At 71.0% G+C, this 23587-nt stretch carries 21 protein-coding genes, 1 other RNA gene and 1 pseudogene; 7 read left to right on the top strand and 16 right to left on the bottom strand.

All coding sequences use genetic code 11. From position 1 onward, the window contains the following. Positions 1-130: 130 nt before the first annotated feature. The 3 genes from AQJ54_RS09705 to AQJ54_RS09695 all read right to left on the bottom strand — a co-directional run bounded on the left by AQJ54_RS09705 (position 131) and on the right by AQJ54_RS09695 (position 4187). Positions 131-1339: an McrC family protein gene (locus tag AQJ54_RS09705; RefSeq protein ID WP_062236007.1), complete on the bottom strand. Its 1209-nt coding sequence runs from the start codon at positions 1337-1339 to the stop codon at positions 131-133. After that, positions 1336-3159, bottom strand: a complete 1824-nt coding sequence (locus tag AQJ54_RS09700) for a DUF4357 domain-containing protein (protein WP_062236004.1) — start codon at positions 3157-3159, stop codon at positions 1336-1338. The genes AQJ54_RS09705 and AQJ54_RS09700 overlap by 4 nt, the downstream gene beginning before the upstream one ends. Before the next feature lie 71 nt (positions 3160-3230). Next, complete coding sequence (locus tag AQJ54_RS09695; RefSeq protein WP_062236002.1) at positions 3231-4187, bottom strand: GIY-YIG nuclease family protein; 957 nt, start codon at positions 4185-4187, stop codon at positions 3231-3233. Between the two features lie 96 nt (positions 4188-4283). Between AQJ54_RS09695 and AQJ54_RS09690 the strand changes: the two genes are divergently transcribed. Continuing rightward, on the top strand, positions 4284-4958 hold the full coding sequence (locus AQJ54_RS09690; protein ID WP_062235999.1) for a hypothetical protein: 675 nt from the start codon (positions 4284-4286) through the stop codon (positions 4956-4958). Between the two features lie 87 nt (positions 4959-5045). Here AQJ54_RS09690 and rnpB read toward each other — a convergent pair. The 5 genes and pseudogenes from rnpB to AQJ54_RS09665 all read right to left on the bottom strand — a co-directional run bounded on the left by rnpB (position 5046) and on the right by AQJ54_RS09665 (position 9410). After that, positions 5046-5450: RNase P RNA component class A (gene rnpB, locus AQJ54_RS09685), an RNA gene on the bottom strand. A 142-nt stretch (positions 5451-5592) separates the two neighbouring features. Continuing rightward, positions 5593-6375, bottom strand: a pseudogene (locus tag AQJ54_RS47740) (DMT family transporter); the annotation flags it as partial. 19 nt (positions 6376-6394) lie between these two features. Continuing rightward, entirely contained in the window at positions 6395-7222 is an 828-nt protein-coding gene (locus AQJ54_RS09675; protein ID WP_062235993.1) for an AraC family transcriptional regulator, read from the bottom strand. 44 nt (positions 7223-7266) lie between these two features. Next, positions 7267-7845, bottom strand: a complete 579-nt coding sequence (locus AQJ54_RS09670; protein WP_062235990.1) for a Uma2 family endonuclease — start codon at positions 7843-7845, stop codon at positions 7267-7269. A gap of 116 nt (positions 7846-7961) precedes the next feature. Continuing rightward, positions 7962-9410: an RNB domain-containing ribonuclease gene (locus tag AQJ54_RS09665; protein WP_062235987.1), complete on the bottom strand. Its 1449-nt coding sequence runs from the start codon at positions 9408-9410 to the stop codon at positions 7962-7964. Between the two features lie 63 nt (positions 9411-9473). Between AQJ54_RS09665 and yaaA the strand changes: the two genes are divergently transcribed. Beyond that, a complete protein-coding gene (gene yaaA / locus AQJ54_RS09660) occupies positions 9474-10256 on the top strand; it encodes a peroxide stress protein YaaA (RefSeq protein ID WP_062235984.1) in 783 nt (260 codons plus the stop codon). Between the two features lie 31 nt (positions 10257-10287). Beyond that, complete coding sequence (locus tag AQJ54_RS09655; protein WP_062235981.1) at positions 10288-10965, top strand: bifunctional 4-hydroxy-2-oxoglutarate aldolase/2-dehydro-3-deoxy-phosphogluconate aldolase; 678 nt, start codon at positions 10288-10290, stop codon at positions 10963-10965. Here AQJ54_RS09655 and AQJ54_RS09650 read toward each other — a convergent pair. Genes AQJ54_RS09650 through AQJ54_RS09640 form a run of 3 tightly spaced genes read right to left on the bottom strand, consistent with a single transcriptional unit; the run spans position 10948 to position 13754 of the window. Then, positions 10948-12144, bottom strand: a complete 1197-nt coding sequence (locus AQJ54_RS09650; protein WP_062235979.1) for a bifunctional RNase H/acid phosphatase — start codon at positions 12142-12144, stop codon at positions 10948-10950. The genes AQJ54_RS09655 and AQJ54_RS09650 overlap by 18 nt on opposite strands. 12 nt (positions 12145-12156) lie before the next feature. Then, positions 12157-12900 carry a zinc ribbon domain-containing protein gene (locus AQJ54_RS09645; RefSeq protein ID WP_078616839.1) on the bottom strand — a complete coding sequence of 248 codons (744 nt, stop codon included), beginning with the start codon at positions 12898-12900 and terminating at the stop codon, positions 12157-12159. Beyond that, positions 12897-13754: a Nif3-like dinuclear metal center hexameric protein gene (locus tag AQJ54_RS09640; RefSeq protein WP_062235976.1), complete on the bottom strand. Its 858-nt coding sequence runs from the start codon at positions 13752-13754 to the stop codon at positions 12897-12899. The genes AQJ54_RS09645 and AQJ54_RS09640 overlap by 4 nt, the downstream gene beginning before the upstream one ends. A 425-nt stretch (positions 13755-14179) precedes the next feature. Between AQJ54_RS09640 and AQJ54_RS09635 the strand changes: the two genes are divergently transcribed. Both AQJ54_RS09635 and AQJ54_RS46055 read left to right on the top strand, forming a co-directional pair. Continuing rightward, complete coding sequence (locus AQJ54_RS09635; RefSeq protein WP_428843776.1) at positions 14180-15601, top strand: hypothetical protein; 1422 nt, start codon at positions 14180-14182, stop codon at positions 15599-15601. A gap of 96 nt (positions 15602-15697) precedes the next feature. Continuing rightward, complete coding sequence (locus AQJ54_RS46055; protein ID WP_020140036.1) at positions 15698-15850, top strand: hypothetical protein; 153 nt, start codon at positions 15698-15700, stop codon at positions 15848-15850. 78 nt (positions 15851-15928) lie between these two features. Here the strand turns inward: AQJ54_RS46055 and AQJ54_RS09630 are convergent, their stop codons facing one another. From AQJ54_RS09630 to AQJ54_RS09620, 3 genes are all read right to left on the bottom strand, one after another. Continuing rightward, positions 15929-16876, bottom strand: coding sequence for a 3-oxoacyl-ACP reductase (locus tag AQJ54_RS09630; protein WP_062235970.1), 948 nt, complete (start codon positions 16874-16876; stop codon positions 15929-15931). A gap of 12 nt (positions 16877-16888) precedes the next feature. Then, positions 16889-17965, bottom strand: coding sequence for a Zn-dependent alcohol dehydrogenase (locus AQJ54_RS09625; RefSeq protein ID WP_062235968.1), 1077 nt, complete (start codon positions 17963-17965; stop codon positions 16889-16891). Between the two features lie 115 nt (positions 17966-18080). Next, on the bottom strand, positions 18081-18938 hold the full coding sequence (locus AQJ54_RS09620) for a MaoC/PaaZ C-terminal domain-containing protein (protein ID WP_062235966.1): 858 nt from the start codon (positions 18936-18938) through the stop codon (positions 18081-18083). Between the two features lie 356 nt (positions 18939-19294). Here AQJ54_RS09620 and AQJ54_RS09615 point away from each other — a divergent pair, with 356 nt between their 5' ends. Together AQJ54_RS09615 and AQJ54_RS09610 are read left to right on the top strand one after the other, a co-directional pair. After that, positions 19295-20749 carry a sensor histidine kinase gene (locus AQJ54_RS09615; protein WP_062235963.1) on the top strand — a complete coding sequence of 485 codons (1455 nt, stop codon included), beginning with the start codon at positions 19295-19297 and terminating at the stop codon, positions 20747-20749. 702 nt (positions 20750-21451) lie between these two features. Further along, positions 21452-22084: a response regulator transcription factor gene (locus tag AQJ54_RS09610; protein ID WP_062237081.1), complete on the top strand. Its 633-nt coding sequence runs from the start codon at positions 21452-21454 to the stop codon at positions 22082-22084. A gap of 30 nt (positions 22085-22114) precedes the next feature. On the opposite strand, the gene AQJ54_RS09605 is transcribed toward AQJ54_RS09610, so the two are convergent. Next, positions 22115-22936, bottom strand: coding sequence for a hypothetical protein (locus AQJ54_RS09605; RefSeq protein ID WP_062025154.1), 822 nt, complete (start codon positions 22934-22936; stop codon positions 22115-22117). Further along, positions 22933-23472, bottom strand: a complete 540-nt coding sequence (locus AQJ54_RS09600; RefSeq protein WP_062025155.1) for a SigE family RNA polymerase sigma factor — start codon at positions 23470-23472, stop codon at positions 22933-22935. The genes AQJ54_RS09605 and AQJ54_RS09600 overlap by 4 nt, the downstream gene beginning before the upstream one ends. Positions 23473-23587 lie beyond the last annotated feature (115 nt).

The raw sequence follows: 23587 nt of genomic DNA, 5'->3' as shown, positions 1-23587 counted from the left end.
CTACATGCGCAGTGAGCACTTGCGCGCTCGCCTCAGTCGGAAGCTGGAAGCGCACAGACATGGCACTGGCCCTGATCGGGCTCTAGGACCAGGTCAGAGCCCTAATGGCAGACGAGTCGGACTGCCGCGATCATACGTCCGCGGTCGCGGCCATCCGCCTGGCCAGGGCCTCTACTTCGGCCAGCAGCGCGTCCGGCGGCCGGTCAAGGTCGAGGGCATGCTGGTGCAGGACGGTTCCCGCCTCTCGCACACGATGTCCGGCGTGTGGGGCGTTGCCCTTCGCGTACACGAGGTGTCCTTCGGGGAGCCCGAGCGCCATGCAGTACGCCAGCATCTGGTACAAGTCAGCGTCCGGATAGCCATCCTTCTTCTCCACCTTGTACTTGGCATCGACGACCGCGAGAGGACGGCCCCCGTCCCTGTACCAGACGAAGTCCGGTCGCATCCGGACTCGTCCGCCCTCGTCCAAGTGCACGCCCGTGGCCTGTAGCACGCCGCGCCCGCCATAGGGATGCAGCGCCTCGCGCAGAGCCACGCAGACGAAGTTTTCGAAGACCTTGTTCATGTCGAAGAGGAACCCGTCGATCCGCAGACCACCCGGACTGTGCTCGGCCGAGGCCCCATCCAGGATCGCCCGCGCCAGGTGTAGCGCATGCTGGTAGCGCACGTTGAGCCGGGACGGACGCCACTCGGGCAGCTCCTGTCCACGGACGAGCGGGGTGACATCGGCGAGTCGCATCCGCTGATGAAGCAGCCGAGCCCGCACGGGGCGTGGCACGCCGGGCAGACGCAGCAGCCGCTCGGTGGCCGCGCGCAGCAGGCGGTTCTCGGGGATGTCGGTGGTGAACTCGTCATACGCGATCTCCACGGGCAGCGGAGCGCCGAACCGTCTGCGGACCTGCTCGGCCTCGCGGATACGGCCCCGGACGACGAGGGAACTGTCCTCGATCATGCGATACCCCTGGAGCAGTCCTTGGCGAATCGCGCGCTCCGCCTGGCGCTCGTACGCGTGCGCCAGCGCCGGCAGCACCTCCTGGTGTTCGGCCACATCCACCTGGCCGTCCCGCCAGCCGCGGGGATCGAGGCTGTAGCCCAGCAGGAAGAACAGCCGCGCGATCGGCACCTTGGGGGTGATCCGGAGCGTTACCGGCTCCACGCCGGGCGCTGCCACGGTCACGGCGCCCACCTTGCTGCCTGCCTTCAGAATCCAGTGACCGGTCACGTAAGGGTCGGGCGTGGCCTCGACGATTCGCGAGGCGGCGAGCGCCCGGCCCGCCTCGTTGGGAAGAGGACAGCTCACCACCCGTGCGTGCTCGACGAGTTCGACGACAGCGCTCACGCGACGGGCTCGTCCCCGCGGGCCGCGATCGCCGCGCGCAGGGACGCGAGCCCGTACCGCTTCTCGATGTCCACGCCCTCGCCGTAGTGGTGCTCCTCCAACAACGGAAGGATCTTGGTCCGCCAGACGCGCTCCAGACCACCGTCCCTGTCCACTCCAGGCTTCATCAGGTACGCCGGCCCGATCCGGAAGTCAGTATCGTCGATACGGGAGTTGAGTTCGTCGAGGAGATCGGCCCGTTGCGTGTCCTTTCCGTTCAGCCAGCGGCGCAGCAGGCCGCTCGTCGGCTCGGTGCGCGGGGAGAGTTCGACGAACGCGAAGCGGCGTCGCATGGCCGCGTCCACCAAAGCGATGGAGCGGTCGGCGGTGTTCATCGTCCCGATGATGAAGAGATTGTCCGGAAGAGAGAAGTCGTCACCGGAGTAGGTGAGCCGCAGGGACTCCTTGCGGTACTCCAGCAGGAAGTACAACTCGCCAAAGACCTTAGCCAGGTTGGCCCGGTTGATCTCGTCGATGATCAGGAAGTGGGGGATGTGCCGGTTCCCCTCCTCCTTGGCATGGTCGGCGAGTTCACGCAGCGGCCCAGCCGTGAGACGGAAGGCGACCTCCTTGGTCTCCTGGTCCTCCTTCGGACGGTAGCCCTCGAAGAAGTCCTCGTAGGAGTAGGAAGGGTGGAACTGAACCAGCTTGACCTGTTCGGGGCCACCGCCGAGAAACTTGGCCAGTTCCAGGGCGAGATGGGTCTTGCCCGTTCCCGGCGGCCCGTAGAAGATGAGCTGCTTCTCGTCCCACAGCAGGTCGCGGACCTCACTCAGCCAAGCGACCTCGTGCACGTTGAGGCGATCCGTGAGCGCTTGGTCCGGTTCGGGCAGTTCCAGCGGCCGACGGGCGGTGAGGGCTGGCAGTTCGGCACTCGGGTCGCTCACGGTGGCATCGGCCTCGTCGGCGAGTTCCTCGTCGGTGAGTCCCAGCCCATCTATGAGGGCCTGTACGGCGGTGAGGTCGACGACGTCATGCTGGACCGACAGCTTCTGCTGAAGCTCGTCGGGCAGTTCCTCCCACTCGTAGCTGGTGTCCTGCCAGTCGACGGCCCGCCGCAGGTTGGACCGCCCGTCCTCCGAGACAATCTGCTCGGGCGTTCCCCTGACCTTGCCGACGTAGAGACGCCCGTCGGAGAGGGTGCACACTGTGTCGTCCGGCTTCATCCGGGTGAGGAAGACATGCAGCGTCTCGACCAGTTCCTGCTTCTGGTTGTAGGTGGCCGCGGACTCGTAGTCCTCTTCCACGAGCGTGCGCAGCAGGTCCCGGTCCGGGCTCCCCGCGACGCCCTGCCGAAGCCGGGAGGCGGCGACGGTGACCAGTCCCTCGGCGAGCCACAGCCGCTGGACGAGATTGACGCCGGAGACGTTGCTGCCGCGGATCCGCCATGCACGGTTGGGCGTGGTCGGCATCTGGTCGAGCTGAGCGAGCGGCCGCCCGTCGGCGGACTTCCACTCGCCCCAGCCGTTCACACTGCAGCCCCGCAGGATCTCGGCGGCGGCCGAGGGCGAGGTGCACTCGATGTCTCGGGCCGCCTCCAGGCACCCCGGCCACCGCTCCGACTTCCGCAGCGCCCCCTCGGCGATGAGCCCCTCCCTGGTTCGGTACGACGCGGGCTTGCGCACCCGGAACGAGGGCACCACCTCGGCCTGCGCTGGAGACCCCTCCGCGACGACAAACTTCTGGCTGCCCCTGGCACCCTTCTCTCCCAGCAGCCGGCCCCGGGCCTCGGGCCCGCCTTTCGGCAGCCTCAGGTAGAGCTCCGGGTATGCGTCGGTCATCGGTCTCCTCGCGTGTCCCGCGGCTCAGGTCGTTGCAGCAGACTATGTGGAGGCACTGACAGCCATGCTGTTCAGGCTGAACGCTTGCCTCGGCGAGGAGGACGGTCCTCCTTCGGCCTGAGCTGAGGGAGCCAGCGTTCAGGACCGGGCAGGGGCAGCGCAGGCTCTTCGTGGGTATCGGGGCGAGGGGCCCAGCAGCGCGGACCGGGGAGCCGGACGGCGACCCGCCCTGCGGCGATCATGGCAGGCGAAGGCTTGCGCACAAGGGCGTTGAGGATGAGCGGAAAGCCCTCGGGGGTCACCTGTGGGTTCCAGCTGCGGCAGACGACCTGGCAGTACTCCCGAGCCTCGAAGAGCACGCCCCGGCACACGCCCGACTGCTCCCCGTCCCGCATCCAGAGGAGTCGGTCACCCGGTGTGAGGCGTTCCCTACCGATGAGCACCCCGTTGGCTGCGTTCCCGGCCGCGTCGAGATAGGGCACCGGGTCGTCCTCACCACCGGCGTCGCCATCGCTGAACCCGGCCACCTCGTCCGGCCCGTCCGCGGCATAGATCTCCAATTGGTCGCCGTCGGCGTGCGCCTGCCAGAAGTCGAGCGGCTCCCATCCGCCGCCGAACAATGACGGCTGGCGCAGGAGGAGGAAGACCTCGTCCGCCTCCAGCGACAGCACGACCCGGTCCTCGCCGCCGATGGGGTGGATCTTCCCGATCTCCCAGGCGTCGTTGCCGTTGATCTCCAGTACGCATTCGCGGACGGTCTCCACGGCGGTGTCGACGGACACGGAGAAGTACTCCCGGCGCGGGTTGACCCGCTGCCCGGCCAGACGCTGGTGAACGAGCTTCTCAACCTCCGGCCACCGCATGGTCAGAGCCCGGAAGACGACCTCGAACGGCAGGGGAACGCCCTCATGGCCGGAGATCTTCGACGCCCGTTCCTCCGGCAGGAGCGTGGTAAGGCCGATCTTCACCATGCCGGGCATCGCGGGATTCCGCATGACGTAGACGAAGCCAGTGTCGTGTGTGATCACAGGCATATTCTGAGGCGCGCGTGACATGAGGGTTCACGCTTCGCACATTTCCGGCCACGCTTTCGCGTACGGCCGCAGGGGTGAGGGGGACTGAGAATGGACGGCAAGCCTCGCGTTGAGGATCTGCTGGGGGCGGTGCCGATCACGGTGGCTGAACTGCGGGGTGCAGTGGGCCGCTTCGAAGGGGATACGGCGGCCATGGTGCGGGCGTCGATCGCCACGGCGGAGCGGGCATTCGCCGAACTCGACGCCTGTGACGGCGTGATCGACGCGGCCGGGGTGCGTGGCGAGGAGGTGGCAAGGCGCCTGCGGGAACTGCTCGCGCGGGAGGCCCGGGAGGAGGTCGCAGCCGAACTGGCGGCCCTCGACGAGATCGCCGAGGAGGTACGACGGTCGTCGGCGACGCTGCGGCTGCTGAACCAGGTTCTCGGCCGGGAGACGGTCGTTGAGGACGATATACCGGCGGCCAAGGTACCTGTGCTCCACGAGGCGCAGCTTCCCAAGGTGCCGTCCGTGTACGGCGACGAGGCGGAGTACGCCGACCTTCTGGGGGTGGCCGGCCGTGGGGAGGAACTCGCACCGCGGCGGGAGCTGGCGCACCGGGAACGTCTCTCGGCCGTGGCCGCACATCTGGTCGCCCTCGTTCAGGAGGTCGCGAAAACCGGCTTCGCTGATGCGGGGTTCGCCCACGCGTCACTTCGGGAGGCATACGCGGCACATGCGCTTTGGCTGCGATGCCTGGAGCAGCGGCGGCGCGACCTGGGGAGATAGGGGGAAGAGTTCGCAGGTAGAAGCGGGGCACCCACAGACACGAAGAGGAGCCCCGGCCAGGACATAAGAACAGGTGGGCCCTGCTGGCAGACGAGTCGGGCTGTACGCCGGGTTCTGTTCCGAGGGGGTCTCGCGAACCCCTCGGCGACGGCCATCCATCTAGGGCCTACGTTGCCGTAGGCCTCGTGCGGTCTACCCAGGGACTCGGGCGGGCAGCCCTCGAACGTCCCCGCAGGAGCACCGGGGTGCTCCCTTTTGACCTTGCTCCGGGTGGGGTTTACCTAGCTGCCCAGGTCGCCCTGGGCACTGGTGGTCTCTTACACCGCCGTTTCACCCTTACCGGGGACCGAAGTCCCCGGCGGTTTGTTTTCTGTGGCACTTTCCCGCGGGTCACCCCGGGTGGCCGTTAGCCATCACCCTGCCCTGTGGAGCCCGGACGTTCCTCGGGGAGTCCTCCAAGAGGGGATTCCACGCGGCCGTCCGCCCGGCTCGTCTGCCGTGGGGACCATGTTACCGGGGACACCGGGGCCTCAGTGCAGGCCGGTTCGGCGGTCACCCGCACCGGGCCCGCCGTCGCCAGTACCGAGCCCGCCAGGATCAGCGCGAAGGCCACGCCCACGCCCACCGTCAGCGGCTCGGAGAGGAACAGCACCCCCGCCACCACCGCCACCGCCGGGTTGACGTACGTGATCACCGTCGCCCTCGTCGGGCCGACCTCCTTGATCAGTTCCAGGAACGCGACGAACGCCACCGCCGTGCAGATCACTCCCAGGCCAGCCAGCGCGACCAGGACGGAGGTAGAAGGAAGAGAAGAAGGCCACGTCAGCGCCGCCCCCGGCGCGTACACCAGCGCCGCCAGCGCCAGGCACGGGGCCGTCAGCTGGAGGGACGGGATGTCCTTCAGCCAGCGTGCCGCGATCAGCGGGGCCGTGGCATAACCCACCACCGTCACCAGCACCTCCGCCATCGACTTCGCGTCGCCCCCGGTGAGGTGCGGAACGGTCAGGACTCCCACCCCCGCCAGTCCCAGCGCCAGGCCCGTCACCCTCCGCGCCCCGAGCCTCTCCGTGTCTCCGAAGAAGCGGGCCAGCAGCACGCCGACTATCGGTACGCCCGCTATCAGCAGGCCCGCCGTGGAGCTGGAGAGGTGGTGTTCCGCGTCCGTCAGCGTGTACCAGGGGCCCATGATCTCGATCACCGCGAAGGCCAGCATGGGCAGCCAGTGCGACCGTACGACAACCAGAAGGCCGCCCTGCCTGATCGCAAACGGCAGCAGGAGCAGGGCGCCCAAGGCGCAGCGTACGAACACCACCATCGCTGCCGACAGCGGGGCGTCCACCGCCACTTTGATCATCAGGTAGGGGATGCCCCACACCACTCCCATCAGGGAGAACAGGAACCAGCCGCGTGCACTCATACGGCCATCGTCGGCGCCCTCAGCGGCTCGCGTCTTGAACGCTGTTGCGGTACGCAGCCGGGGTCACCCCCAGCACCCGGCGGAACCAGCGCGTCAGGTGCGCCTGGTCCGCGAAGCCCACCGCCCCCGCGACCTCGGCCGGCCGCAGGCCCGACTCCAGCAGGCACCGCGCCCGGTTCACCCGGTACTGGGCCAGCCAGGCGTACGGCGGTATCCCCATCGCCGTACGGAACGCGCGGAGGAGTTGGTAGCGGGACATGCCCAGGTCGGTGGCGAGGTCGGCTAGGGAGGGGGGTGCCAGCAGTTCGTCGGCCAAGCGGTCGCGGACCACGCGAGCCACGGCGTCCGCACCGGCTCCTGTGATCACGCAGTCCGTCACGCGGGCCGTGGAGTGGCGGCAGGACAGGGCCGTCAGGAGCCACGGGAGGCGGGACTCCGTCTCCAACGGGTCGGGGCAGGCGCTGAGTTCGGTGTGCGCGAGGCGGAGGGCGGCGGCGAGTTCCGGGTCGTCTATCAGGGGCTCGCGGAAGTGCGGGAGGCCTGTCGAGCCGTCCTGGAGGAGGGGGACCTCCGCGTACAGGGCGCGGTAGGCGTAGCCGTCCGTCTTGGTCCCCGGGCCGCCCGTGTGCATCTCCCCGGGCGCCAGGACGACGATCGATCCCGGGCCCGTGCGGATGTGGCCGCCCCGGTAGTCGATGATCTCCGAGCCGCCGACGCACACGCCGATCGTGTACTCGTCGTGGGCGTGCGGGGCGTAGACGTGCTTGTCGAAGCGGGCGGTGAGCAGGTCTAGCGGAGGCCCGCCGCGTCCGAGTCTCGCCCTTGTCCACAGTGCCTGTTCCACCACGGTCGCCCCCTGTCCGTCCGACGAAGGGTGCAACGCCGTCGGGCTCAGAGAAAGTCCGCGGTCTCCAGGTCGAAGGCGAACGGGGCGGGGAGAGCGATCGGCCGGCCGAAGGAGCGGGTGCAGTGTTCTCGGTAGTCGTCCTTCTCCGGGACGCTGAACAGCGTGACCGACGACGCCTCTCGGTCGACGAGGAGGTAGAGGGGGATGCCGCCTCGGGCGTAGCAGCGGCGCTTCGCCTCGCGGTCCGCCTCCGGTTTGGTCGACGTCACCTCCAGGACCATCGCTACTCCGTCGCAAGGCATCCAGGAGTCGGCCCCCCGGAAAAGCCGCCGCTCAGCGGGGGCGAACGTACCGTCCGGGATCACATAATTCTTCGGGCATCCGCCTCCGCTCCTCAGCTTCAGCCCCTTGTTGCCGGAGAACTGCATGTCCGTCTGTGACCGCCTGACCACCTGGTTCACGATCAGCCCGATGTAGTCCTCGTGATCCCCATCCGGCGGCGGCGTCACAACGATCTTCCCCTCGATCAGTTCAGCCCGGAAACCCTCCGGGGCATCGAGGGCCAGGAAGATTTCCAGCAGTCCCTCAGCCGGCGTGAGCGGCTCATGGGCCACGGCACTCATGTCACGCCCCTCCTTCTGTCGCTCATCAGGCTGGGACATCCGAAGATCACCTGTCCGTGAGATCGGGAACCGTTCCCTCGATCGTGGCACAGCCTCAGTGCCACCGTCATGCACCATCAAGCAGGCGCGAAACGCACCTTCGCACCCCCCGGAGACGCCGCAGGACCCGAACCCTGGCCCGGATCCGCCCCCACCACCCTCACCCGCACCCGCTCCCCCAACGCCAACCCCTCCCCATCAATCCGCCCGATCACCGCCGGCGACTCCAACTGCACCGTCCCCACCCCCACCCGGTGTTCGTCCACGTCCACCACGCACCCGTCGAACACCTCCCCCACCCGGTCCTTCAGCACCGCCGCCTCGACCAGATCGACGCACGCCCGTTCCACCGCGGCCGCCCGCCGACCGCCCTCGGACATCTCGCGGGGCAGGGAATCAAAAGCTGCGAGCACCCAGTCCGCCACCGCCTCCCCCGCCACCGCCGCCAGGCAGATCTCCGACGCGTACCGGTCGACGAGCCGTCGCAGCGGGGCCGTGCACTGGGCGTACGGGGCCGCGACCGCCGCGTGGGTCGTGATGGCCGGGAGCACACCGTCCCGGAAGACCGTGTAACCCGCCCCCCTCAGCAGCGTCGTGCACTCCTGGAGGAACGCAGCGTGCGACGGCACCCCGGGATCGAGCGAGCGGATCAGCGCCGCGTACGACATGTGGTGCGGCCAGTCGATATGCAATGCGAGAGCGGTGCGGCGCAGGCGGCCCACCGCGCCGTCCGGGGCCGCCGGCAGCGTACGTAGCACCCCCGCCCCGTACGCCAGCATCAGGTCCGCCGCCGCCATGCCCGTGAGCAGGGAGATCTGGGCGTTCCAGCTGTCGGCGGGCACCCCCGCCCGGTACGTCAGCTCATAACCGCCGTCCCGCTCCACGATCTCCTGCTCCGGGACCCGCAACGAGATCCCGCCCCGCTCGACCTCCAGCGCCTCCCGCAGCTCGCCGATCTCCTTCAACAGCAGCAGCGGCTCCTCGGCCGTGCCCGTGTCGATCGCCTTCTGCACGCCCTCGTAGTTCAGCTTGGCCCGGCTGCGGACCAGGGCCCGGTGGACCTCGGCCCCCGCCGTACGGCCTTCCGCGTCGAGGTCGATCGTCCACAGCGCGGCCGGGCGCACCTGGTCCGGAAGAAGACTCGCGGCACCCTCGCTCAGCACCGGCGGGTGAAGCGGGACGCGGGTGTCCGGGAAGTACAGGGTCATCACCCGTCGGTGCGTCTCCGCGTCGAGCGATCCGCCCGGTACGACGAAGGCGGCGACGTCGGCGATGGCGTACCGCAGGCGATAGCCCGTGCCCCGCCGCGCGAGGTGCATCGCCTGGTCGAGGTCGGTGGAGGCGAGCGGGTCGATGGTGAAGAGGGGGATGTCGGTAGCGTCGACGTGAGCCCCTGGACGAGGGGGCCGCTCGGCCTCGGAAAGCACCTCCGGCGGGAAGGCCGACGGCACGTCCAGCTCCGTGCGCAGGGCCGTGAAGGCGGCCCGCAGCGGGTCGTCGGTCACACGTATGCGGCGGCGGGGCATACAGCGAGGGTAAGCAGATCGGGCCCCGTACGCTGTCCGGAGCTCAACAGAAGGAGATCCTCCGTGCTGGTCCTGCTGCCTCCCTCCGAAGGCAAGGCGTCCTCCGGTCGTGGCGCCCCGCTGAAGCTGGAGTCGCTGTCGCTGCCCGGGCTCAACGAGAGCCGGGAAGCCGTCCTCGACGCGCTCGTCGAGCTGTGCGCCGGCGACGAGGAGAAGGCGCGGGAGGTCCTCGGGCTGAGCGAGGGGCTGCGCGGCGAGGTCGCGAAGAACGTCGAACTCCGGACCGCCGGAGCGCGGCCCGCGGGTGAGATCTACACAGGAGTGCTTTACGACGCCCTCGACCTGGCATCTCTGGACGCGGCGGCGAAGAGGCGTGCAGGGCGTTCCCTTCTCGTGTTCTCGGGGCTTTGGGGAGCGGTCCGGGTGACCGACCGGATTCCGTCGTACCGCTGCTCGATGGGGGTGAAACTGCCGGGGCTGGGGGCGCTGGGCACGCACTGGCGGGCGCCGATGGCCTCCGTGCTCACCGAAGCCGCCGGGAACGGGCTCGTGCTCGACCTGCGGTCCTCCGCGTATGCCGCCGCCTGGAAGCCGAAGGGCGAGGTCGCCGGGCGGACGGCTACCGTGCGGGTGCTGCACGCGCCGACCCGGAAGGTCGTCAGCCACTTCAACAAGGCGACGAAGGGGCGGATGGTGCGGAGTCTGCTGTCGGCGGGGGTCGCGCCGAAGGGGCCGGCCGAGCTGGTGGAGGCGCTGCGGGAGCTCGGGTACGTGGTGGAGGCGGAGGCGCCGTCGAAGGCGGGGCAGCCCTGGGCTCTGGATGTGCTGGTGGACGAGATTCACTGAGCCCAGCCAGCGTGGCATTGCACAGGATGCAATGACCTTTGCGCTAGGTGCGGCACCTGGCCATGATGGCGTCGTGACCACGTCCCCGCTCGGCCTCGCGCCCGTTCTCCCCGTCGTCGTGCTCCAGGACGCTTCCGACGCCGTGCCGCTCGCCCGGGCCCTCGTCGGCGGTGGGCTCCCCGCGATCGAGGTGACGCTGCGGACCCCCGTCGCGCTCGACGCGATCCGGGCGATCGCCGGGGAGGTGCCGGACGCGGTGGTCGGGGCCGGGACCGTCATCACGCCTCAGCAGGTGAAGGAGTCGGTGGCGGCCGGCGCCCGCTTCCTCGTCAGCCCGGGCTGGACGGACGTACTCCTTCAGGCCATGCGGGAGTCCGGGGTGCCGTTCCTGCCGGGGGTGTCGACCGCCTCGGAGGTCGTGGCTCTGCTGGAACGGGGCGTGACGGAGATGAAGTTCTTCCCGGCGGAGGCAGCCGGGGGGACGGCGTATCTGAAGTCGCTCAGCGGGCCGTTGCCGCAGGCGCGGTTCTGTCCTACGGGAGGGATCGGGCCCGGGAATGCCCCCGCGTACCTGAACCTCCCCAACGTCGGCTGTGTGGGCGGGACTTGGATGCTGCCCGCCGATGCGATCGCCGCGCGGGACTGGGGGCGGGTCAAGGCGCTGGCCCGCGAGGCGTCCCAACTGGAGCGGCTACGGCCGCAGGTGTGACGTGTCGTTGAGCAGCCGTACGCTCGCGTTGCCGTCCGCGTAGTAGGCGACCGCCGACAGGGAGGCCGCGGAGAGTTCCATGCGGAACAGGGACTCCGGCGGGGCGCCCAGGGCCAGGCGTACGAACGTCTTGATCGGGGTGACGTGGGTGACGAGCAGGACCGTGCGGCCCGCGTACGCCGCCACCAGCTTGTCCCTGGTCGCCGCGATTCTCGTCGCCGTGGCCGCGAAGCTCTCGCCGCCGCCGGTGGGTTCGGCCTCCGGGTCGGCGAGCCACTTGGTCAGGTCGTCGGGGTAGCGCTCGCGCACCTCGCCGAAGGTGAGGCCCTCCCAGGCGCCGAAGTCGGTCTCGATGAGGCCGTCCTCGACGGTCACCTCGATACCGAGCCGCTCGGCGACCGCGGCTGCGGTCTGACGGGTGCGGGTCAGCGGCGAGGCGAGGATGTGCTGGATCGTGCCCCGCCTGGCCAGGGCTTCGGCGGCCCGCTCGGCCTGCTCGCGGCCGATGTCGGAGAGGGAGGGATCCGTGCCGCCGCTTCCCGAGAACCGCTTCTGGGGGGTCAGCGGAGTCTCACCGTGCCGCAGGAGCACGAAGGTGGCCGGTGCGCCCATGTCGGCCGGGGCCCAGCCGGGGGCGGCGACGGCCTTGGCGGCATGTACGTCTGCGTCGGCCTTGGCGGTACGTACGTCGGCGTCGGCCTTGGCGGCACGGACGTCAACCGGAGCCTCAGTCCCAGCCTCGCCGGACGTCGGCTTCCGTACCGAACTCGCCGAACCCTCCGAGTCCATCGCCTCGTTCGCCAACCGGTCCGCCCTCTTGTTCTGCTCGCGCGGGATCCACTCGTAGGTGACCTGGCCCGGAGGGAACACCCGGCCAGCCTCCAGCGCCAGCGGCTTCATGTCCGGGTGCTTGATCTTCCAGCGGCCCGACATCTGTTCCACGACGAGCTTGGAGTCCATGCGGACGTGGACGCGGGCGGCCGGGTCCAGGTCGTGCGCGGCGCGCAGGCCGGCCAACAACCCCCGGTACTCGGCGACGTTGTTCGTCGTGACGCCGAGGTACTCGTACGTCTCGACCAGCGTCTCCCCCGTCGCCGCGTCCAGCACGACCGAGCCGTAGCCGGCCGGGCCGGGGTTGCCCCGTGAGCCGCCGTCCGCCTCGACGATGAACTCCCGCACGTCCAGGGCTCCTTACAGACCGGAGTCGGACGTGCGCACCAGGATGCGACGGCAGTTCTCGCAGCGCACCACGGTGTCGGGCGCGGCCGCGCGGACCTCGTTGAAGTCCGTGATGGAGAGCTCCTGGCGGCAGCCCTGGCAGGTGCGCTGGTACAGCTTGGCCGCGCCGATGCCGCCCTGCTGCTCGCGGAGCTTGTCGTAGAGCTTGAGGAGGTCGGCGGGGACGACGGCCGCGATGACCTCGCGCTCCTTGGTCACCGAGGCGATCTCGCCGTCCAGCGTCTCGAAGGCCGCGTCCCGGCGGGCCGTCGCGTCGTCGATCTTCGACTGGACGGAGGAGACGCGCTCGGTCAGCTCGGCGACGCGCTCCTGCGCGGACTCGCGGCGCTCCATGACCTCCAGGACGACGTCCTCCAGGTCTCCCTGGCGCTTGGCGAGCGAGGTGATCTCGCGCTGGAGGTTCTCGAGGTCCTTCGGGGAGGTCACGGCACCGGAGTCCAGGCGCTGCTGGTCGCGGGCGGCGCGCTGGCGCACCTGGTCCACGTCCTGCTCGGCCTTGGTCTGTTCACGGGCGGTGTCGCTCTCCTCGGTCTGCGCGGCGACGAGCAGGTCACGCAGCTGGGTGGCGTCCTTGGTGAGCGCCTCGATCTCCGCGTGCTCGGGGAGCGACCGGCGCTTGTGCGCGAGCTGCTGGAGGCGGACGTCGAGGGCCTGGACGTCGAGGAGTCGGATCTGGTCGGCGGGCGCGGCGTTCAGTTGGGGGCTCCCAGTGAGCTAGAGGTCGGGTTGGACGCCGCGTGGGCGGTCCAGGGGTCGGTGACCGTCTTCGAGACGTGCACGCGCAGGTCCCAGCCGTGACGGTCGGAGATCTCGTCGAGCTGGGCGGCGGCCAGCTCGCACCAGGGCCACTCGGTGGCCCAGTGCGCCGCGTCGAGCAGCGCGAGGGGACTGTGGGCGACCGCCTCGGACACCGGGTGGTGGCGCAGGTCGGCGGTGAGGAAGGCGTCGACGCCGGCGGCGCGGACCTGGCCGAAGAGGCTGTCGCCGGAGCCGCCGCTGACGGCGACCGTACGGACCGTCGCCTCGGGGTCGCCGGCCACGCGGATGCCCTGCGCGGTGGCGGGCAGGCGTTCGGCGGCCCGTGCGGCGAGCTCCCTGACCGTCAGGGGGTGCTCCAGCTCGCAGATCCGCCCGAGGCCGCGCCGCCCCTCCGGGTCGGACGGGTCCGGCACCAGCGGTCGTACGACACGGAGGTCCAGCGCGCCCGCGAGGGCGTCCGAGACACCCGGGTCCGCGGTGTCCGCGTTGGTGTGGGCCACGTGCAGCGCGATGTCGTTCTTGATGAGGGTGTGGACGACGCGGCCCTTGAAGTGGCTCGCGGCGACCGTCGTCGTACCGCGCAGATAGAGGGGGTGGTGGGTGACCAGCAGGTCCGCGCCCAGCTTCACCGCCTCGTCGACGATCTCCTGGACCGGGTCGACGGCGAAGAGGACCCGCCCGACCTCCTGGTCGGGGTCGCCCACGACGGTGCCGACCGCGTCCCAGGACTCGGCCCGCTCGGCGGGCCACAGGTTCTCCAGCGCGGCGATGACTTCAGACAGACGGGGCACGGGGAAAAGGCTACCTGCCTGGTCCACCCCGTTGAACCTGAGCCGTCCAAGGCGGCCCCGCTCAGCACAGCCGCCCCGTTTCCCTCAGGCGAATCGTTCCTGGGCCACCCCTTTGTGTGAAGCGGAAGCCCGCCCGTCCCACGCCCGTGCGTACGAAAACTACTTTCGTGGCCGGAGGTGACCAGACGATGACGGCCTGTGCCATCGAGCCCGCGGCGTCGGACGAGGACGTGGACGGCGACGGGGGCGGGGAGAGCCCGCGGACGGAGTACGTGATCGCTGAGGACGGGGGCGGGGACGGGGACGGCGACGGCGACCGGGGAGGTCTGGGGGCGGAGTACCCGGGCGCCCTGGACGGGGAAGGTCCGCGGGCGGAGTACCCGGGCGCCGTGGGTGCCGACGAGTACAGGGATGCCGACCACGGGGTGGCCGAGCCGGCGGGGTACCCGGGCGCCGGGCACGGGGAGGCGCTGGGGGCCGGGTATCCGGGCGCCGGGAACGGGGAAGCTCCGTGGACGGAGGTCCCGGGGGCCGGGAACGGGGAAGCTCCGTGGACGGAGCACCCGGGGGCCGCGGCGGATACCGAGTACGGCGATGGCGAGTACAAGGGCGCCGAGTACGGGAATGGCGAGTACAGGGATGGCCAGTACGGGGGCGCCGACTACGGCCCGGCCGCGCGAGCCGCCTGTGTGATCACCGTCGACGGTTCCTACGCCGCCCGGCTCGCCCGGCACGGTGACTCCTGGTTCCCGGAGCGGTGGACGCTGGACGGGCCCGAGCCCTACGCGGTGCCGCTGCCGGGCCGGCAGCCGGAGGAGCCCGGCACCGAGGTGCACCCCATGGGCGACGGGCGGGTCCTGATCAGGCGGTACGCCGACGGGCGGCACAACTTCTCGCTGCTCTACCCGACCGGCCCCGAGACGGGCGAGCTGCCGCTCGGTGCCGTCGAGTGCCCGGACCCGGGGACGGCCCTACGACTGTTGCCGCCGGCGCCGGGCGGGGAGAAGGCGTACGCCCTCGCCGTGGGCCGGCGTTCCAGTGCCGTGTGGCTGGTGGCGGGCGGCGCCTTCGGGCCCGAGCATCTCGCGGAGATCCCGGGGCGCTGCTCGGGCGGGGTGTGGCTGGACGGGGCGGGGCGGATGCTGGCCCTGGACCGCGAGGTGGGCGGGCGGACCAAGACGATCGTCGTGGACCTGGAACGGGGCGGTGAGGTCTCCCCGCTGCTCCAGATCGCCGACGGCAGCGACGACCGGCTGCTGCTCGCCGACCCGGACAGCGGACTGCTGCTGATCTCCTCGGACGCGCCGTCGCCGGGGCGACCGCGTCTGGGCTGGGGCGTCCTGGGCAGCACACTGCCGGTGCGCTTCCCGGAGTGCCTGCGGGTGCCCGACTGCGCGGTGACGCCGTTCGCGATCCAGCCGGGGCAGGTCCTGATGCCGGAGAGCTGCGGGGTGGCGCTGCGGGTCGACGGCCCGTCGGGCAGTTGGGTGGGTGTGTGGCGGCCCGCGGCCCGGCAGGTGGAGCATCTCCCGGCGCCCGAGGGGTGGTTGACCGGTGCCGGGCTGTGGACCGGGAACGGTGAACTGCTGCTGCCGTACGCCACGGAGGGGATGCCGTGCGGGGTGGTGCGGTGGGCGGCGGCCGGGTCTCTCTCAGGGGAGGCGGGCGACCGCAGGCACCCGGGGTCAGGGGAGCCCGGGGTGGGGGAAACGGGGGTCGGGGGCGTGGGCCCGGAGGATCCGGACGGCGGGGTCGACTCGGCCTCCGAACCGGGTCCTCCGGAGCCCGTCGCACTGCGCCCTGTGCCCTTGCAGCAGGCCCCGTTGAGCAATCTTGTAACGAAGTAGTGCCGGTTGGTCCGGCCGCCTGGATTCGCCCCGCGGTGTGCCGGTTAAACTCGCCCCGCTGTAAGAAAGATCATGTTGACGGGGTGAATTACTTCCATGAGCGACGCCAGCACGAAGCAGTCGACTGCCGACGTCCAGGAGCCCACGGGCCACGGCAAGCACCGGGGTCCGGTCTCGGTCCAGGACAGCGAGACCGCCCCGCGTGGGCGGCACCGCAAGTCGGTCGAGCAGACCGAGGCCGCGGCCTGACGGCGGACGACGACACACGGCCCGCTCCTCTCACGGGGAGCGGGCCGTTGCGCGTTCACCGCCCGGTCTGCCCCCCGTTCACTCCCCCCGTTTCAGCCCCAGCACTTCGGCCGCCGCGAAGGTCTCCCCCGTCGGCCGCCGCGCGTAGTGCGGGGTGAGCAGCGTGTCGAGTTCGTCGTAGGTGAAGGTGTCCTGCTTGCTGTCGAACTTGGCCTGCACCCGCGGTCGTTCGACGACGGCGATCATCCCTCCGTGTACGACGAGCAACTGGCCGTTGACGCGCTCGGCGGCCGGTGACGCCAAGTAGCCGACGAGCGGGGCGACATGCTCGGGGGCGAGCGGGTCGAGTCCCGACTCCGGCTGCTCGAAGCCCGCTCCCGCGAAGACGTCCTCGGTCATCCGGGTGCGGGCGCGCGGGCAGATGGCGTTGGCGGTGACGCCGTACTTGGCGAGCGCGAGGGCGGTGGAGGTGGTGAGTCCGACGATTCCCCCTTTGGCGGCCGCGTAGTTGGGCTGCCCCGCGGACCCGGCGAGGAACGCCTCCGAGGAGGTGTTGACGATACGGCCGTACACCGGCCCACCGGCCGCCTTGGACCGCTCACGCCAGTGCGCCGCCGCGAACCGGGTCGTGTTGAAGTGGCCCTTGAGGTGGACCCGGATCACCGCGTCCCACTCGCCCTCGGTCATGGAGAAGACCATGCGGTCGCGCAGGATGCCCGCGTTGTTGACGAGGATGTCGAGCTTGCCGAACTCCGCGATCGCCAACTCGACCAGTTCCCGCGCCTGTTGGTGGTCGCCGACGTCACCCGTGTGGGCACGGGCCTGTCCCCCCGCGGCCCGGATCTCCTCGACGACCTGCTCGGCGGGGCCCGCGGAGGCCTCGCCGGAGCCGTCCCGGCCGGGCTGTCCGTAGTCGTTGACGACCACGGCCGCGCCGAGCCGCGCCAACTCCAGCGCCTCGGCCCGGCCGAGCCCCCGGCCGGCACCGGTGACGACGGCCGACAGTCCCTCAAGTGGCAGCGACATCAGTGGGGTTCCTCAGATCTCGATGCACGTGCGGAGGGAAGTCCCCGTCCGCATCTGGTCGAGCGCCTCGTTGATCTCGCTCAGCGGCACCCGGTGGGTGATCAGGCCGTCCAGGTCGACGCGGCCGGCCCGCCACAGGGCGATGGTCCGCTCGTAGGAGCGCAGCACGTCCCCGCCGCCGTACATGGACGGCAGGATGCGCTTCTCGTCGAAGAACAGCTCGAACATGTTGAGCTGGAGGAAGTCGTCCATGGCGCCCGCGCCGACGATCACCAGGGTGCCGCCGCGCCGGGTCGTCTCGTACGCCGTGCGGGCGGTCGCCGACCTGCCGACGACCTCGAAGACGTAGTCGAAGCCCTCACCGGCGGTGACCTGCTGCTTGGCGTCGGCGAGTTCGTCCGGGGAGACGGCCCGGGTGGCGCCGAACTTCAGGGCGGACTCGCGGCGGGAGGCGACCGGGTCGACGGCGACGATCTCGGCGGCGCCCTTGAGGCGGGCCCCCTGGATGGCGGAGATGCCGACGCCGCCGCAGCCGATGACGGCGACCGACGAACCGGCCTCCACGTCCGCGGTGTTGAGCGCGGCTCCGAGCCCGGTGGTGACCCCGCAGCCGATCAGGGCGGCTATGTCGAAGGGCACGTCGTCGGGGATCGGCACCGCGCAGCCCGCGTCGACGACGACCTCCTCGGCGAAGGTGCCGGTGCCCGCGAACCCGAAGACATCTCCGCCGGGGCGCCGGAAGTTGGGGGTGCCCGCGTTCATGAACCCGGCCAGGCACAGCTCGGTCTGGCCGCGCTTGCAGGCCGGACAGACCCCGCAGGCCGGCAGCCAGCAGACGACGACCCGGTCACCGGGCTTCAGGTGCCCGACTCCCTCGCCGACCTCGACGATCTCCCCCGCGCCCTCGTGCCCGGGGACGAAGGGCGCCGGCTGCGGCAGGACCCCGCCCATCGCGGACAGGTCGGAGTGGCACAGGCCGGTGGCCCGGACCCGGATCCGCACCCGGCCGGGCCCGAAGCCCACCGCCTCGACGTCGTCGAGGACCTCGAGTTTTTCCTGGCCTATCTCGTGCAGTACGGCTGCGCGCATGGTGCGGCTCCCCTCGTACGGCGTGCTGGTTCAGGAGTGTTCTGGAGCGGGCTCTCAGGCGTGTCCTGGAGCGGGTGCTCAGGCGGGTTCTGGAGCGGGGTTCTGGAGCGGGTGCTCAGGCGTGTTCGACGATGGTGTCGGCGAGGACGGGCGCGTCGTCGCGTTCGACGGCGCTGACGGCGACCCTGGTGGACTCCGGGGTGTGCCACATCCGGATCCGCAAGGTCTCCCCCGGGTAGACGACCCCGGCGAACCGGGTGTCGTAGGACCGCACCCGGGTCACGTCCCCGCCGAGCAGGGTGTCCACGACCGCCTTGAGCGTGATGCCGTAGGTGCACAGCCCGTGCAGGATGGGCCGCTCGAAGCCCGCCACCTTGGCGAACTCCGGGTCGGCGTGCAGGGGGTTCCAGTCGCCGGAGAGCCGGTACAGCAGTGCCTGGTCCTCGCGGACGGGGCGTTCGACGGTCCGGTCGGGCTCGCCGGCCGGGGGTTCGAGACGGGCGGAGGGGCCTCGGTCGCCGCCCCAGCCGCCCTCTCCCCGGACGAAGATCTGCGCGTCGTTGGTCCACAACGGGCCCTCGGCGTCCGCGACTTCGGTCCGCAGGACCAGGACGGCCGCCTTGCCCTTGTCGTAGACGGCGGCGATCCGGTTGGTGGCGGTGGCGGTGCCCGCCACGGGGAGGGGCCGGTGGATGACGAGACTCTGCCCGCCGTGCAGCACCCGGGCGAGGTCGACCTCGATGCCCGGCATGGACAGCCCGCTGATCACCCCGGGCGACCCGGAACCGGCGACGGTGGCGAAGCTCGGCAGGACGTGCAGCCGGGATTCGAGGGTGTAGCGCAGTTCGTCGGGGTCGGTGGCGGGGATGCCCGCGCCGATCCCGAGGTGGTAGAGCTGGACGTCCTTCGAGGTCCAGGAGATCTCGCCGGTCCGGGGCTCGGCGGCGAGGGCTGCGGCGGCATCGATGGGCATACGGCTCCTGACAGTGACGGATTGAAGACCTCGGTACGGCCGTCCGCACCGTCGGCCGCACCGAGGTCGTCGCGGGCCGATCTAGAACGCGTTCCAGTCCGGCGCCCTCTGTATAGCCGAGCCCACCGCACTTGTGAAGGCTCCTGACGGAGTGTCAGGTTCGCGGCTTTCCCTGGCTCGCGGGTTCTCCCGGCTCGCGAGTTCTCCCGGCTCGCGGGTTCTCCCGGTTCCGGCACCCGGGACATTTGTCCTGCCCGAGTCCGTACATCCGCATCTCCCGGACCGGGATGCCGCTCCGTAGCGTTGTTCCCGTCGTCCCGGCCGCACGCCGGGAACCTCGGAGCGGAGGAACGGTCATGTCCTGGTCGCGCAAGCTCTCGTGCCGCGTGGGCGAACTCCGCCGGGAGGTGCGCTCGGCGCGGGAGCACCAGCGGTACTACGAGGCCAACAAGAAGCAGCTCAAGGCCGAGTACAAGGCCGCGCAGAAGGCCGGTGACGTCCCCACGAACGCCGGGCTCGGCAGCGGCTTCGGGCTTCTGCCGTGGCTGCTGCTGGGGATGGGCGCGTTCTCCAACCTCTTCCAGGGCGAGGCCGCCGACCCCTGGATCGCCGGTCTCGGGCTGCTCACCTTCAACTCGCTCTACATCTACGTCGCCTTCCGCGCCTTTCGCAGGGAGACCCGGGACTCGCTCTCCACACGGCTGGCGCTGGTGGTGCTGGGTCTGGTGACCTGCGGGCTGGCGATGGGGTACGGCGGGAACTGGCTGCTGTTCTTCCCCCTGTTCGGACTCGCGACCGGCGCGGTGGTGCGGCTGCCGCACCTGCGCTGGGTGGCTGCCGTGGTGACGGTGGTCGCCGGCGTGGCCTCCGTCCTCCGCGACGGCTGGGGCGGGCTCGACACCGCCTACGCCACGTGGATCTCCACGATGGTCACGGCCGCAATTCTCTCCCTCTCCGAGGCGGTACGGCAGTTGCGGGAGGCCCGTGAGGAACTGGCCCGGCGCGCGGTCGAGGAGGAACGCCTGCGGTTCTCCCGGGACCTGCACGATCTTCTCGGCCACACCCTGTCCGTGATCGTGGTCAAGTCGGAGGCGGCCCGTCGGCTGGCTCCGGGCAACCTGGACGCGGCGCTCGTCCAGATCTCCGACATCGAGTCGGTCGGCCGTCAAGCCCTCGTCGAGATCCGTGAGGCGGTGACGGGCTATCGCGAGGGCAGCCTCAGCGCCGACCTCGACCGAGCTGCCTCTGCACTGCGCGCCGCGGGCATCGAGCCGACCGTCCATCTCTCCGGCCCGCCGCTGGCCGCCCAGACCGAGGCGTTGCTGGGCTGGGTGGTCCGCGAGGCGGTGACCAACACCGTCCGGCACAGTGGGGCGACCCGGTGCGAGATCTCCGTGGACGGCTCGGCGGAACGGGTGCGGCTGCGGGTGTGGGACGACGGCCGGGGAGAGCTCGCGGGGGCGCGCGACTCTGCGGGGAGCGACGGCACCGGGACTGCGCCGCCTGAGCGGGCTACGCAGATTTGTGCCGCCGACATGGTGGCCGAGGCGCAGACATCGGGGATCGGCGGGACCGGGCTCAAGGGCCTCGCCGAGCGGCTGGCCGCGGCCGGAGGGCGGCTGGAGGCCGGGGCCGGACCACGGGGCGGGTTCGTGGTACGGGCCGAGCTGCCGGTCGATTCGGTGGAGCCGGGGTGGAGTGGTGGAGAGGCGCCGGGTGGTGGAGAGATGCCGGGTGGTGCAGCGGAGTTGGCCGAGGTAGCGCGGCAGGCTGATGCGGCGGGGGCCGGTGGGCCGGTGCGGGCCGGCTAGCGGACGGGCGTCGCCGGTGCATCGACGCCGAACGTCAGCGAGCCCGGGGGCGGTCAGGGGGCTCGCGCGCGGGGCTTCGATGACGCCCGTACAGGAAGGGCCGGTGTCCGGGCGTGGGCATGGGTCCGTGCACAGGGAGGACCGGCGCACGGCGTACGCATCGGTCCGTACAGCGGGCGGGGCCAACGCCGGGGTTCGTGCACCGGGAAGGGCCAACGCCTGAGTCCGTACACCGCGAGAGGCCGACGCTCGGGTGTGCGCATAGATCCGTACACCGGGCGCCTCCGCCCACAGCGCGACCGCCGGGGTCGGCTTCGTCGGGCCGAAGGGTCAAGACGGCAAGCCCCTTCGCCTCCCCGGGTCCCGTGCACGAAGGCCACGTCGAGCTGACCGTCGGGGACCATGTACGGCGGCGCGTTGCTCCGGGCGCCCCTCCACCTGGCGCCCCTTCACCCCGCGCCGCCCCCCCTACCCCGCGCCCCTTGACCTCGCGCCGCCCCTTGACCCCGCGCCGCCCCTCCACCCCGCGCCCCTTGACCTCGCGCCGCCCCTTGACCCCGCGCCGCCCCCCACCTCGCACCCCGCAGCCCCCGCCCTAGCCGCTCCCTCTTCAGTTCTCACTCTTCAGTTCTCAAGGACCATGCGCGTCAGCGCACCCAGGTCAAGTCGCCCCCCGCCCCCTACGCTTGGGTCGTGAACGAGATGCCACGGGATCACCGGCCCTCCAAGTCGATCCGCGTTCTGCTCGCCGAGGATCAGGGCATGATGCGCGGGGCGCTCGCGCTGCTGCTCGGGATGGAGCCGGACATGCAAGTCGTGGCCAAGGTCGCGAGGGGGGACGCGATCGTGGACGCGGCCCTCACGCACCGCCCCGACGTGGCCCTGCTCGACATCGAACTGCCGGGCATGAGCGGTCTGGAGGCCGCCGCCGAGCTGCGCGACCAGGTGCCGGACTGCCGGGTGCTGATCCTGACCACCTTCGGGCGGCCCGGCTATCTGCGCCGGGCGATGGAGGCGGGTGCCGCCGGCTTCCTCGTCAAGGACGGGCCCGTGGAGGAGCTGGCCGCGTGCATCCGCCGGGTGCTGACCGGTGAGACCGTGATCGACCCCGCCCTCGCCGCGGCCGCCCTCAGCGCCGGCCCGAACCCGCTCACCGCCCGCGAGTGCGAGGTCCTCAAGGCCTCCACGGACGGCGCGACGGTGGCCGACATCGCCGACAGGCTCCACCTGTCCGAGTCCACCGTCCGCAACTACCTCTCCGCCGCCATCGGGAAGACCGGCACGCGCAACCGGATGGAGGCGGTACGGGCGGCCCGGCAGCAGGGGTGGCTGTGACCACCCCCCGGCCTGCGGTGTCACCGCCCCCTACTTGATCACCTCCACCGACTTGAACTGCGCCTCCTTCGGCGCCAGGCACACGAACCAGGCGTAGGGCGAGCCCTCGACTTGCCGGATCGCCTCGACATCGGTGCCGGTGCCGGAAACGGCCCTCTTCACCACGGTCACCGTGCCATCGGTCCAGGCGCAGTCGACGCGTGGGGCCACCTTGGCGACGGAGCCGACGACGAGACGGATGTCCTCGGTGCGGCCGGGGTCGAGTGGGACGGGGATGTACGTGATGTCGGAGCGGGTCATGACGTCCGACGCGGGGACCGCGTTCTCCAGGACCATGGTCGACGCGCCCCCGTAGTCGCGGTGCACGAAGTACGCCACCTTGCCCACCAGATCCGAGGCCTTGCGGATGTCGGCCGGGTACTCGCCGTGCGCCCGCATCGCGTTCAACGTGGCCCGGGCCTCCGCCGTGTCGACCGGCGCCGGCCAGGTGTCGATGGTGACCCGCCACTCCTTGCCGTCCTCCGTGCCCGACGCCAGGGTGACCCGGTTGGCGGGCTCGAACACGCCGGGCGTGCGGGTGGCCGTGGCCGGTGGCTGGGTGGCGACCGCCCCTTCGCCGCCGCTGTCCCGGCCCGGCAGCCCCGCCGCGGCGAGCGTCGCCGAGGAGCCCGCGAGCACCAGTGCCGTGGCCGCGGCCACCGCCCAGCGGCGGGCCCGGCGCCTGCGGCCACCGCGGATCACCGCGTCGTAGGGGGCTATGCCGATCTCGACCTCGTCGGTGGCGTCGGCCAGCAGGAGGGCGATGTCGCTGTCGCTCATGTGGTGGTTCGTCTCCCGGTCCGCGCTCGTCACTTCCGGCCTCCCTGCGTCACCGTGTCGGCCAGTCCGGGTATGGCGCGAAGTTTCGCGATCCCCTTGGCCGCGTTGCTCTTCACCGAGCCGACCGAGCAGCCCATCGCCTCGGCCGTCTGTGTCTCGGTCAGGTCCTCCCAGTAGCGCAGGACCACCGCCTCCCGCTGCCGGGGAGGGAGTTGGGCCAGCGCCTTCAGCAGGGCGCTGCGGTCGTCGGCCTGGGCGATGCGGTCGCCGGTGTCGGCGATCTCGCGCACCAGGCCGGAGTCGTCGCCCCTTGCCAGAAACTCCCTGAGTTTTCTGCGGTGCTTGCGCGCGTGGGCGTTGACCATCACGCGCCGTACGTACGCCTCGGGGTCATCGGCCGAGCCGACCTTCCGCCAGGCCACGTAGACCTGTTCGAGCGTCGACTGGACCAGGTCCTCCGCCGCGTGCTGCTCCCCCGTGAGAAGAAATGCCGTGCGCATCAGCCGTGGCCAGCGGCCGATGACGAAGCCCTGGAACTCCTCGTCCCGGGCCTGTTTCCGATCCCCCATGAGCACCTCCTAGATGCCTGAAGGAGTCCATGAGCACGCCGGACCGTTGCCTCGCCCGACCGGAAACTTTTTCAGCGCCTCACCAGACCGGCGCCCCCGCCACCGCTACTTCCGT

This window comes from Streptomyces griseorubiginosus (genome assembly GCF_001514195.1).
In the GTDB taxonomy this organism is placed as follows: domain Bacteria; phylum Actinomycetota; class Actinomycetes; order Streptomycetales; family Streptomycetaceae; genus Streptomyces; species Streptomyces griseorubiginosus.
Note: the sequence above shows the minus strand (reverse complement) of the source record. Positions and strands in the feature narration are given on the sequence as shown.